At 44.0% G+C, this 12,930-nt stretch carries 9 protein-coding genes; 5 read left to right on the top strand and 4 right to left on the bottom strand.

All coding sequences use genetic code 11. The features are described 5' to 3' along the window. Positions 1-6: 6 nt before the first annotated feature. Entirely contained in the window at positions 7-2,163 is a 2,157-nt protein-coding gene (locus tag J0L83_07760) for a TonB-dependent receptor (GenBank protein ID MBN8664450.1), read from the top strand. Positions 2,164-2,235: 72 nt separating this feature from the next. Beyond that, on the top strand, positions 2,236-4,398 hold the full coding sequence (locus J0L83_07755) for a S9 family peptidase (GenBank protein ID MBN8664449.1): 2,163 nt from the start codon (positions 2,236-2,238) through the stop codon (positions 4,396-4,398). Positions 4,399-4,449: 51 nt separating this feature from the next. Here the strand turns inward: J0L83_07755 and J0L83_07750 are convergent, their stop codons facing one another. Together J0L83_07750 and J0L83_07745 are read right to left on the bottom strand one after the other, a co-directional pair. After that, positions 4,450-5,049 (bottom strand): PorT family protein, encoded by a 600-nt coding sequence (locus tag J0L83_07750; protein MBN8664448.1) that lies wholly within the window; start codon positions 5,047-5,049, stop codon positions 4,450-4,452. A gap of 110 nt (positions 5,050-5,159) precedes the next feature. Further along, complete coding sequence (locus tag J0L83_07745; GenBank protein ID MBN8664447.1) at positions 5,160-8,378, bottom strand: PD40 domain-containing protein; 3,219 nt, start codon at positions 8,376-8,378, stop codon at positions 5,160-5,162. A gap of 45 nt (positions 8,379-8,423) precedes the next feature. Here J0L83_07745 and J0L83_07740 point away from each other — a divergent pair, with 45 nt between their 5' ends. The 3 genes from J0L83_07740 to ruvB all read left to right on the top strand — a co-directional run bounded on the left by J0L83_07740 (position 8,424) and on the right by ruvB (position 10,482). Continuing rightward, complete coding sequence (locus J0L83_07740) at positions 8,424-9,125, top strand: peptidoglycan DD-metalloendopeptidase family protein (protein ID MBN8664446.1); 702 nt, start codon at positions 8,424-8,426, stop codon at positions 9,123-9,125. 32 nt (positions 9,126-9,157) lie between these two features. Further along, positions 9,158-9,349: a hypothetical protein gene (locus J0L83_07735; GenBank protein MBN8664445.1), complete on the top strand. Its 192-nt coding sequence runs from the start codon at positions 9,158-9,160 to the stop codon at positions 9,347-9,349. Between the two features lie 101 nt (positions 9,350-9,450). Then, positions 9,451-10,482, top strand: coding sequence for a Holliday junction branch migration DNA helicase RuvB (gene ruvB, locus J0L83_07730; GenBank protein ID MBN8664444.1), 1,032 nt, complete (start codon positions 9,451-9,453; stop codon positions 10,480-10,482). Between the two features lie 65 nt (positions 10,483-10,547). On the opposite strand, the gene J0L83_07725 is transcribed toward ruvB, so the two are convergent. Continuing rightward, positions 10,548-11,246, bottom strand: coding sequence for a response regulator transcription factor (locus J0L83_07725; GenBank protein MBN8664443.1), 699 nt, complete (start codon positions 11,244-11,246; stop codon positions 10,548-10,550). Positions 11,247-11,341: 95 nt separating this feature from the next. Next, positions 11,342-12,883: a YifB family Mg chelatase-like AAA ATPase gene (locus J0L83_07720; GenBank protein ID MBN8664442.1), complete on the bottom strand. Its 1,542-nt coding sequence runs from the start codon at positions 12,881-12,883 to the stop codon at positions 11,342-11,344. Positions 12,884-12,930 lie beyond the last annotated feature (47 nt).

Genomic DNA, 12,930 nt, shown 5'->3' with positions numbered 1-12,930 from the left:
ATCGCCATGTACAAAAGCCTTCTCGCCATCTTCACTTGTGTATGCAGTCTTGCCTTTGCACAAACAGATACCCTCTATTCCAAAAAGACAGATAGTGTTACCGTTACCAGTAAAAAACCATTCATTCAAACCCTGGCTGATAAGGTGGTGATGAATCTGGAGAACCGCCCTTCTGTTGCGGGCAATAATGCTTTGGAAGCTCTGAAACAAGCGCCGGGTGTTGTGGTAGATGCAAATGAGAATATTCAAATGGGGGGTAAGAACGGCGTACAGGTATTACTGGATGGCAGACCAGCCGGTGTTACTGGAAATGATCTGGCGCAATTGCTCAAGAGTATTGAAGCAGATAATGTGAAAGAGATTGAGCTGATCACCAATCCATCTTCGCGCTTCGATGCAGCAGGCAATGCGGGCATCATCAATATCAAATTAAAAAAGAGTATGGTGCGCGGCTGGAATGGCAATGCATCTGCCAGCAGGCAGCAAAGTACCCATGCGCGACAGAATGCCAGTGCTGCATTGAATTATCGCAACAGAAAGTTCAATTGGTTTTTGAATGCGGGTGGTAACAATGGGTATCAGGTAACGATTGCAGATAACGACAGAACTACAGGCACCAAACAGTTCACGCAACGCATGCTGGAAGGCGATGCATTTCATAGTTACAATATCAGAACAGGAATCGATTATCAATTGAGCAAACAAAAGACTGTTGGTGTATTGTGGATGCCCAGCACCAGATACACAGGTATGGACAATCGCGGCTTTACATTAGTTTCCGGAAAGGGTTTAACAGACACACTCATTGATACCAGAAGTGTTTCTCCTTTTACCACAAAGCGCAATCAATTGAATTTGAACTATGCTTATAACAGTGATCAACAAACGCTAAATATTGATCTTGATCAAAGCTGGTTCAATGCGGGTGTAGATAATGTGGTAGAGAATAAATTCCCACAGCTATCAGGCAATGCAGTTGCACAGGGTATTCGCAACAATACAGAAGTGGCTATTCGGATTGCCAGTGTTCGTGCTGATTATAGTTTGAAGCTAGGTGGCGGTAAATTAGAAGCCGGTGCAAAATGGGTGCAAACAGCTACCAATAATCAATTGTCGGTGTACAATGGAACAACCGCTTGGGTGGCAGATACGGGCAAGACCAACCGCTTTGTATTTGATGAACAGATTACCGCTGCTTATGCCAACTATGCCAAGCAGCACAAAAAGTGGAGCTGGCAATTGGGACTGCGTGCAGAGCACACCAGTGTGTATGGTGTTTCTACAGATTTGAAAGGGCTGCAGCAACGCAAGCCGGATACGGCGTATCTCAATCTGTTTCCTACGGTGTTTGTCAAATATCAATTGGCAAAAGATCATGCCATTACATTCAATTACGGCAGACGCATCGATCGCCCCGGCTATCAGGATCAGAATCCGTTTATTTATGTGTTGGATGCATTCAATAGTGAAGTAGGTAATCCTTATCTCTTTCCGCAAATGAGTAATGGTGCTGAACTGGGCTATGTATACAAAGAAGCAGCTTCTATTAAAATTCGTTATGCATTTACCAGCAACTATATTGAACAATTGACGTATCAGTCAGGCAATAATACCATCCTGATACCACAGAATGCAGGTACGCGAAAAACGGTTAATATTAATATCAGCAGTCCCTTGCCAATTAATAAATGGTGGGAAGGATATTTTTATGCAGAACCATTTTGGCAGCAGTATGCAACAACGCTGAATGGATTCGGCTTTAGCGGTCAAACCAGACAACAGAGCTGGGGTTTTAATGGGTATTTGGGTAACTGGTTTACTTTGAAAAATAACTGGCGTGCAGAAATCAGTGCTTGGTTTAATTATCAGAATGCGACAACTATTTATCGTTCTCAGCCACTGGGTAGTATGAATATCGGTGTGCAGAAAAGTTTCTTAAAAAAGCAGGCCACAGTGAAGCTGGTGGTGAATGATGTGTTCAATACGCAACGCTGGTTGCAGCGTGTGGAAACCGATTATTTGCAAATGCGCACCTATCGTAAATGGGAGAGCCGTAACCTCACCCTCAGCTTTAGCTATCGCTTTGGCAATAATAAAATTCGTGAAGCAAGAAACCGTGAAACAGGTGCCGAAGATGAACTCAATAGGATCAAGAGCAAGTAAAGCCAATGTTCCTGTAAAAAATCGGGAAAAATGTTTGTCAGCCTGTATCTTTCCGTCAGTAAAAAACTGACCATGAAACAATACCGTGTGCTGATTGCTGTTGCCTGTTTATATAGCACGGCTGTCATTGCCCAGAAAAAGGATTTTGACGACAAAGACCTAATGGCAGGTCGCACCCCAAAGAACTTCTACAATCAACTACCTAATGTGGTAAAATGGGTAGATGATGAGCGTGTGATTCTGTTTACCAAAGCGCATCCAGATTCAGCTGCTAAAAATTGGTTGATGGATGTAAAGAGTGGTAAAATGAGTGAGCCAACAGCAGATATGCTGAAAGGCACAACACCACCTACCAAACAGGTAGCCGTGCGTAATGGTGATTTGTACTATAGGAATGGTAGTGAAGAAAAGCGCATCACGAATGATAAGGCTGAAGAGAAGAACCCCATGTTCTCTCCCGACAGTAATTATATCGCTTATACCAAGGACAACAATTTGTATTGCTACAATATCGCTGCAGGTAAAGAAGTGCAGTTAACCAAAGATGGCAGCAATGTAATCCTGAATGGTTATGCCAGCTGGGTGTATTGGGAAGAGATTTTTGGCAGACCAACACGTTTTCGTGCATTCTGGTGGAGTCCTGATAGCAAGCAGATTGCTTACATGCGTTTTGATGAAAGCATGGTGCCTATGTTCCCCATCTATAGCAGTGAAGGACAACATGGCTTTATAGAAGAAACACGTTATCCAAAAGCGGGTGACAAGAATCCGGAAGTAAAGCTGGGCTTTGTTCAGCCTGATGGTGGTGCAACTGTTTGGGCAGATTTCAACGATAAGGAAGATCAGTATTTCGGTTGGCCTATCTGGCGTCCTGATGGAAGTACTTTGTTGGTGCAGTGGATTAACCGCGGACAAGATCACTTGAAGATATTTGATGTAGCACCTGCTAGTGGTAGCAAAAAATTGATGTATGAAGAAAAGCAAAACAGCTGGGTTGATTTAGAAGATGGTGCCGGCGGAAGAATTACTTTCTTATCCAATGGAAAGGATTTTATTCTGAGCAGTGATAAAACAGGTTGGAATCATCTCTATCTGCATAATGCAGATGGTAGTTTGAAGAACGCCATCACCAATGGTGCTTTCACTGTCCTGGATGTGAAATATATCGATGAGAAGAGTGGACAAGTGTATTTCACTGCACGTTGTAAAGAGAACTCTGCACGTATTGATTATTACAGTGCAAAGTTGAATGGAACTGAGCTCAAGCGTTTGAGCTTTGGTGAATTCGATCACAATGTGAACGTATCTCCAACCGCGAAATATTTCATCACTACTTACAGCAATGTAGCTACACCTGCAGCCATGAGTCTGTTAGACAATAAGGGCAAGCAAATTCGCCAGCTGGGCAGTGCTAAAGGTGCTGAGATGGATAGCTATAATATGGCTAAGACAGAAGTGATTCGCATCAAGAGTGAAGATGGTTTGTTTGAGCTGCCTGCGGTAGTTACCTGGCCGATGAATATGGATCCCAATAAAAAATATCCAATGCTGATCAGTATTTATGGTGGCCCCAATGCAGGTACGGTATGGGATCGTTGGAACTGGAATATGAATCGCCAGTGGTATGCAAAAGAAGGATTGATTCAGGTGGCATTCGATCACCGTGCTAGCGGACAATTTGGTAAGCAAGGTGTAGCTTATATGCACCGCAACTTAGGCAAGTGGGAAATGAAAGATTATATGACCATGGCGAAATGGTTTATTGAGAAAGGTTATGCTGATGCTTCTAAGATTTGTATTACCGGCTTCAGCTATGGTGGTTATATGAGTAGCCTCGCATTAACCATGGGAGCAGATGTATTCACACACGGTATGGCCGGTGGTTCTGTGATCAGATGGGAATTGTACGATAGCCATTACACAGAGAAATTCATGGATACACCGCAGGAAAATCCCGAGGGCTATAAGCAAGGTAATGTGCTCAACTACGTTGATAAGTACAAAGGCATGTTGCAGATTGTACATGGTACCATGGATGATAATGTGCACATGCAGAATAGTATTCAGTTGATCAGTGCTTTACAGGATAAAGGCAAAGAGTTTGAATTTATGTTATATCCTAATGGTCGTCATGGATGGGGGGGTGCCAAGGGCGTTCACTTCAATAACCTGAAGACAAAGTTTATTTACAAACACTTATTGACTAAGCCGGTGCCACAAGGCATACTTCGATAAAAAGAAAACCCCGCACTATGTGCGGGGTTTTTTATGCGTGCTATTGTGCAATTATTTTCTCAGGCGAATACCGGCATACAACATAAAAGTACCGTTCTTAGCCTCATAGTTATTTGCAATGGTGCTTGCATCCTGAATATTGGTGATACCAAAGCTGTAGCGAATACCAGCTAATAAGCGCAGTGGCAGATTCAGTTCAGCACCCATTACGCCGCTCCATTCAGATTTCTTAAATGAGTTTTGAACATCTGTAACAGTATTGCCTGTTTTTTCTTTTGCAGAAATCATCCAGCTCAGTTGAGGACCAGCATAGGCTTTCAGCATAGCCAGTTTCACCTGTAGCATCAATGCGGGAGCAGCAATGTATTGCAGGTCTTGCTCAATTGCAGTTGTACCGTTATAACGTGTTCCACCCTTGGGATAATAACCCAACTCTGTTCTCAAGGAGATGAAATTGCCTACAAGGCGTGAGTTAAAGTAGAAAGCACCACCAACGGCATTGCTTTTATCAAAATTGGGTGCGAGTGTACCGGATGTGTTTACATTATTGGTAACAAGACCGGCCAACAGGCCAATTTCTCCTTTTTTCTTTTGCGCCTGAGCACCAAAGCCGATAAGCGTTGCGCTGATCAGGATGAGCATTTTTTTCATGCAGATAGTTTTTATGTACTGCTAAAATAGCTGCTTTTGTGAATATGTGGGCATGATAAAGCCCGTCAGTGGTTTGACGGGCTTTATCAACTGAGGATCAACAGCTTGTTTTATTGTTTGATGCTCTTCAGCATTTCTGCTACTGCTGCTTCTATTTGTGTGTCCTTGCCTTTGATGAACGCATCATAAGGTAGTGTTACACGAATATCTGGTTCAAGTTGGAAGTTTTCTAACAGTCTCTGCTCTTTTACGCCATAGTTGCCAATCATGGGAATACCAAATACCATCGTAGGATCAATCTGGGTTTCCCACCACACAGATGTACTGGTTCCCGGAACAGGCATGCCAATCAGTTTACCAATACCTTTCGCACGATAAGCATAAGGGAATGTATGTGCATCACTATAGTTGGCTTCACTCATTACCACACAACTTGGTTTATACCATTTGCCCTGTGGTTCTCCGCCTTCTGCATTAAAGCCATAAGGTTTGAAAGTGATATAGTTTTTGCCTGCAAGGAAATTAGACAAATCCTCATGCAGCCAACCGCCGCCATTGAAGCGGGTATCTACAATCAATGCTTGTTTGCCGGCATTACGCCCCAGCACTTCTTCATACACTGTTCTATAGCTACCATCATTCATCCCCTGAACATGTACATAGCCCACTTTTCCATCACTAAGTTTTTCTACCATTTTGCGCATGGTGTTTACCCATCGATCATACAGCAGTCCTTGTTCGTTTGCAATTGGCTTGATACTTTCTTCATAACGTTCTTTCTTCACCGGATCAAAAACGGTGAGCAGTACATTGGCTCCCGCTTTTCTGTTCAGCAGTTTTGCCCAATCTGCATCAGCGGTGATGGCTGTACCATCAATCTGTTCAATAATATGTCCGTCCCTGATTCTGCTGACTGCAATGTCAACGGGTCCGCCTTCAATTACTTCTGTGATGACTAATCCATTACCACCACTGAATTCATCATAGAATAAGCCTAGTGATGCAGTCTGATCACCATTGGGATTTTGCGGCGAGTAACGACCACCAGTATGTGAGGCATTGAGTTCACCCAACATCTCACTCAGCAATTCCTGAAAATCATAATTATTGTTGATATGCGGTAAGAACTTCGCATAAGCTGTTTTATACAATTCCCAATTCACACCATGCAGTTTGGGGTCATAGAATTTCTTCTTCACTTGACGCCATGCATGATGGAAGATATAATTGCGTTCACCCGCAGGGTTCAGCGTCATTTCACTACGCACACCAATAGGTGTTATTCTGCCACTTTCCGGTTCTAATTTGGCGAAGCCGCCACCTGCTTGCAGCAACAGCCATTTGCCATCTGGTGAGAGGCGGATATCGCTGCCGCTTAGTTTGGTGATCACTTTTGTTTCTCGTGTACGCAAATCCAGTTGCCAGAGTTCTGTTGTACGTTCATTAAAAGCAGTGTACCAAAGTTTATCTCCAGCAGGTGCCAGTACATAACTACCGAGCGTCATGGAAGCTGGTGTTAACCTGATTTTCCGCTGATCTGTTCTGTTTAGATCAGGTACCCAGTTGAGTTTAGCCAGTGAGTCTTTTTTCTTCCAGGCACTGTCTTTCTTGATTTTATCTTCTCTCTCTTTGAGCAAGGCATAATCTTCTTTACTCAGTCTGAATTTATCATAAGCTTCCTGATCAAAGAAAGCAATGAATACATCGGTCTCTCTTGAACCTTGTAAAGCCAAAGATTTTCTACCCAGTTTATCTGTCACCCATAGCACGGCTTTTCCCTCAAATGCCCATTCAATGCCGCCATCCTGAAAACCACTCTGGGTAATATCATAACCCTTTGGCGTAGAACCATCTGCTTTGTGTAAGACCACATCGCTGGAACCGTAGCGCCCCTGGTTACTTCTTACTGCCAGCCATTTGCTGTCGGGACTCCAATCATATTCCTGATCACCATCACGATAAGAAAAGTTTACGCCTAAAGGGATAATGGTGGTGCTTGTTTTCTTTTCTAAGTTGAACACACGTAAACTATTGCGCTCTTCCAGATAAGCAATGGATTTGCCATCCGGCGAAACTGCAGGTTGAAATTCTTCTTTGGGTGTTGCGATAACAGCTTCTTCTTTCAGAATAGTGGCAGCATAGAAATAAGGTTCTTCTTTTCTGCTGATACTGGTTTGATAAATATCCCAGCTATCATTTCTTTCAGTAGAATAGAACAATGTTCTGCCATCCTTGCTAAAGCTCAGGTCTCTTTCTTGCTCAGGCGTATTGGTAATGCGCTTGGTAATACCGCCTTCTACAGAGGTCACGAACACTTCTCCTCTGAAGATGAAAGCCAGTTCTTTTCCGTTAGGTGAAATAGCTACATCATTGCCATTCCCACCACTTACCGGAACAACCCTTTCATTATTGGCTTTCATATCAGTTGTAACAGTAACAGCAATTTTTTTGGGATTGCCATCATTCTTTACCAGATAGATTTCTCCATTCCAGCTAAAGCAAAGTGTATTATCTGCTGCACGCGTAAGATGTCTTACAGGATGATCTTTGAATTTCGTGAGTTGTGTTTCTTTCTGGCTATTGAGTTCGCGCTTGAATAAATTTTGTGTACCTGGTTTTTCACTCAGGTAATAAACCGATTGATCATCTGCACTGAATACAGGCTCACGATCTTCCCCTTCATAATCACTGATCTTGGTATAGCTACCAGACTTGGTATCGTGCAACCAGATATCTCTTGTGAGGGAAGAAGTATGGTGTTTGCGCCAGGCATCTTCTGTTCCTTTTCTATCTTGATAGACCAAGACATCGCCCTTACTATTGTATTGTGCGTGTTCCATGCCTGTTGCAGAGATGAGTACACTTCGTCCCCCTTTGGCTGGTACCAGATAGGTTTGCAGAAACAAACCGCCTCTTGGGAAGCGCACATTGGTGTTAACTGTGTGTCGGGCAGAGCCGAATAATACTTGTTGGTTGTCTTTGGTAAAATCAAAAGGATAATCCGGTGCGGAGTGATAAGTGAGTCTTTTGGGTTCACCACCATTGGCATCCATCACAAATACATCGAAATTGCCAAAGCGATCACTGGCAAAAGCAATTTGTTTGCCATCGTGGCTCCATACAGGCATATAGTCATGCGCTTCATGCATGGTTAAAGGCGTTGCTTGTCCGCCATTACTACTTACTTTGTACAGATCACCCTTGTAGCTGAAAACTATCTCTTTACCATCAGGTGAGATGGCAGGGTAGCGCATCCAGAGTGCGTCGGTTTGCGCTATGCTGATCAGTGCAATCAAACTGCCCAGCAGGCTTAAGCCAATTTTCTTCATAAGTTGCGGTTTAAACAATGTCTTTAAAGTTAATCATGTATGCGCATGCAAGCAGCAGAATTTGAAGAGTGGATACAATCAGGGGTGAATAGTTTTCAGGCTGTAGTGCCTTTCAATGCGGCAAGTACCGTTTTTGCTGTGGTGAATCTTACGGCTTCCAACTCAGACTTATCTGAAGCCCTGATGGCTGATACAGCTGCTTTTTCTGCCTATATGCAGCAATTTCTTGCAAAAAATGGCGCAGATTATGGTATTGGTGGGTATAATGAATTGCGCACCATGTATGGTCGTAGCGATTTGTTTGGTGGTGAAGAGCCCCGAAGATTGCATTTAGGACTGGATATCTGGGGGCCGGCCGACACGCCTGTTTATGCGCCGCTCGATGGTACTGTGCACAGCTTTGCTTTCAATGATGCATTTGGAGATTACGGTGCCACTATTATTCTGGAGCATCAAGTAGAAGGTGGAAAGTTTTATAGTTTGTATGGACATCTAGCCTTGAAAGATATCGCCTCCTTGCAAGAGGGTGCGCCTATTGCAGCAGGTCAACTATTGGCTCATTTTGGTGAGGCGCATGAAAATGGTCATTGGCCGCCACACCTGCATTTTCAATTGATCTTAGACATGGAGGGAAAGAGGGGCGATTATCCGGGTGTTTGTAAATTTTCTGAGCGGGAAAAATACTTGCAGAATTGTCCTGACCCTGATTTGCTCTTTCATTGGATGCCATTGGCAATTCGTAGTTGATTACTTACTTTAGCGGCACAAAAACCAAACCCATGTCACACGATCATCCGCACGAAAACGGTGTCACAAAAAATTATACTGGTACAGCTTTGCTGGCTTTCGTTTTAGTTGGTTCATTGCTGTTTCTGATGTCTACCTGTCATGGACCTTTCCATCCCGGTGGAGAAGCACATGCCACTACTGAGCAGCATAAAGCTGGCGGCGGGCACGATGCAAAACATTAATACATTTTCCCCTCACATTTTTGTGGGGGGATTTTGTTTACAGGATGTAGGCGCTTAAAAATATTTTCAGCTCCCTGCATTGGGTGAACTAAATTTACGCCATGGCCAATCCCAATCTGAACAGTGATAAGGAATTGCTGAACAGCGGTGACAAAGAGTTCGAGAACAGTATTCGCCCGAAAGGGATGGATGAGTTTTCGGGCCAAGCACAAATCATCGAAAACCTTACCATCTTTATCCGTGCAGCCAAAATGCGTGGCGATGCACTGGATCATATTTTGTTTCATGGCCCTCCGGGATTGGGTAAAACCACACTTTCCAGAATCGTAGCGAATGAGTTAGGGGTGAACATCAAAGAAACCTCCGGTCCGGTGATTGAAAAGCCGGGAGATCTCGCAGGTTTGCTTACCAATCTGGAACCCAATGATGTGTTGTTTATTGATGAGATCCATCGCCTAAGTACCGTCGTAGAAGAATATCTCTATGCAGCGATGGAAGATTTCCGTATTGATATCATGATCGATAGCGGCCCTAGTGCGCGAAGCATTCAGATAAATCTGAATCCCTTCACCTTGATTGGTGCCACCACACGTAGTGGTTTGCTTACGGCGCCTTTGTTGTCACGTTTTGGTATCAAGTCAAGATTGGAATATTACAATGCCGGCACTTTGCAACGTATTATTGAAAGAAGTGCAGGTATTCTCACAACGCCGATTACCATTGATGCTGCAGCAGAAATTGCAGGGCGCAGCAGAGGCACGCCGCGTATTGCCAATGGTTTGTTACGTCGAGTACGCGATTTTGCACAGGTATTGAATGATGGACAAATTGATATTGGTATCACCAAACATGCACTCAAAGCATTGAATGTGGATGAGCATGGATTGGATGAAATGGATAACCGGATACTCGCCACCATCATTGAAAAATTCAAAGGTGGTCCGGTAGGTATTACCACCATTGCTACAGCAGTAGGAGAAGAGCCGGGCACTTTGGAAGAAGTGTATGAACCTTTCTTAATTCAAGAAGGATTTATTCAGCGTACGCCAAGAGGCAGAGAAGTAACTGCAAAAGCTTACGAGCATTTAGGCAAACAGCCCAACAGGGGCGGATTGCAGCCGGGTTTATTCTAAAACAAAACCCCCGCATCCCGAATGCTCGGGACTGCGAGGGTTTATCGTCATCTCAATCAAATCTATTATGGTGCTACCAGACGGAAACCGTTACCGTGAATATTCACGATTTCGATATTGCTGTCTTCCTTCAGGTATTTACGCAGCTTAGCAATGTATACATCCATGCTGCGGCCGTTGAAATAGGTATCGCTACCCCAAATCTTTTTCAGTGCACGTTCGCGTGGCAGCAAATCATTTTTATGTTCTGCCAGCATTTTCAGCAGTTCATTTTCTTTGGGCGATAAGGTTTGCATCTTACCAGCAAAGCTTAATTCGCGCAGTTTGGGGTTGAAATGGTAACCGCCAAGATCAAACTCAATATTTTCATTCACCACATTCTGCTCTTCATTACGCTTCAGAATAGCTTTGATCTTCAGCAGCAATACTTCGCTGTCAAAAGGCTTGGTGATATAATCATCGGCACCAAGTTTATAACCTTGAATGATATCATCCTTCATGGTCTTGGCACTCAGGAAAAACAAAGGAATATCTGGATCTACATCACGAATTTCTTCAGCCAATGTAAAGCCATCCATATTTGGCATCATCACATCTAACAAACAGATATCCGGCTTCTCGCGCTGAAAAGCAGCCAAGCCCAAACGACCGTCTCTTTCCAGTGTTACGTCGTAATCGTTCAGCTCTAAATAGTTCTTCAATACCATGCCCAGATTCTGGTCGTCTTCGCAAAGAAGAATGCGGTATTTCTTTTTGTCTTCCATGTTGTGGCGTTTGTTGAGTCAAATAAAGTTAAATGAATACCAAAACTGCGCCAAGCCCGCGCAATCTTTTGTTAAAATGAATTTTCAGCACGGCATTACCCTGCCCAGCCCTCTCTGTCCAGGCTTCGGTATTGTATGGCTTCTGCCAGGTGTTCTGGTCTGATATGGGTGCTATTGGCAAGGTCTGCAATGGTCCTGCTCACTTTCAGAATTCGGTCATAAGCCCGCGCACTCAGGTTCAATCTTTCCATGGCTTTTTTCAGCAATGCTTCACCTACGCCATCAATCACACAAATCTCACGGAGCTGTTTGCTGCTCATTTGTGCATTGGCATAAATGCCCGGGTATGCTTGATATCGTTCTGCTTGAATCTCCCTGGCTTGTATCACGCGTTCGCGGATATGTGCCGATGATTCGCCGTTTTGCTGATTGCTGAGTTCGCTGAAAGGAACAGGTGTTACTTCTACATGCAAGTCTATTCTGTCGAGCAAGGGCCCGGACACTTTGTTGAGGTATTTCTGTACTACACCGGGGGCGCAAGTGCATTCTTTCTCGGGATGATTGTAAAAGCCACAAGGACAGGGGTTCATAGAAGCAATGAGCATGAAATTGGCAGGAAAATCCAAAGCCACTTTCGCTCGTGAAATCGTCACTCTTCTTTCTTCCATGGGTTGGCGCATCACTTCCAATACCGTTCTCTTGAATTCAGGTAATTCATCTAAGAATAAAACACCGTTGTGTGCGAGTGAAATTTCACCGGGCTGGGGAATACCACCACCACCCACCAATGCCACATCTGAAATAGTATGATGCGGCGAACGAAAAGGTCTTTTGCTGATGAGAGCCGTTCCACCTTGCAGTTTACCCGCCACGCTATGAATCTTGGTGGTCTCTAGTGCTTCTTGTAAACTGAGTGGTGGTAGAATGGTCGGCAATCTTTTCGCTAGCATGGTTTTACCGGCGCCCGGTGGGCCGATTAAGATGGCATTGTGTCCGCCTGCTGCGGCGATCTCTAATGCGCGTTTGATATGTTCTTGTCCTTTTACATCGGTGAAGTCGGTATCAAAATCATATTGTGATGCAAAGAATTCATCCCGTGTATGAACGATCTCCGGCTGCATACTTTGTTCATCGCGAAAGAAATCGATGACTTCTGTTAGATGAGATACACCATACACATCTAATTGATTTACCATACCCGCTTCACGCACATTTTCTTTGGGTACAATCAAGCCTTTGTAGCCTTCTTTTCTGGCTTGTATGGCAATAGGTAGGGCGCCTTTGATCGGTTGCACAGTGCCGTCCAGACTCAACTCACCCATGATCACATAATCCTTGAGTCTTTCAGGTTCTTCAATTTGCTCACTGGCGCCTAACACTGCAACAGCTATGGGTAAATCAAATGCAGAGCCAGATTTGCGAATATCAGCTGGTGCGAGATTCACAATAATCTTGGTGCGCGGCATGTGGTATTCGTTACTCTTGATGGCGCTTTCAATGCGTTGAATACTTTCTTTGACGGCACTATCCGGTAGCCCAACGATGAAATAATTTTGTCCGTTAGACACACTCACCTCAATGGTAATGGTGATGGCTTCCACGCCATACACGGCGCTGCCAAAGGTTTTCACCAGCATACAAATTCATTTATAATTGATGTAATGACACCGGCGAATGCCGGGTT

The organism is Chitinophagales bacterium, from assembly GCA_017303835.1.
GTDB lineage: Bacteria > Bacteroidota > Bacteroidia > Chitinophagales > Chitinophagaceae > JAFLBI01.
The sequence above is the reverse complement of the archived record's forward strand: the minus strand, read 5'-3'. Positions and strand labels throughout refer to the sequence as shown.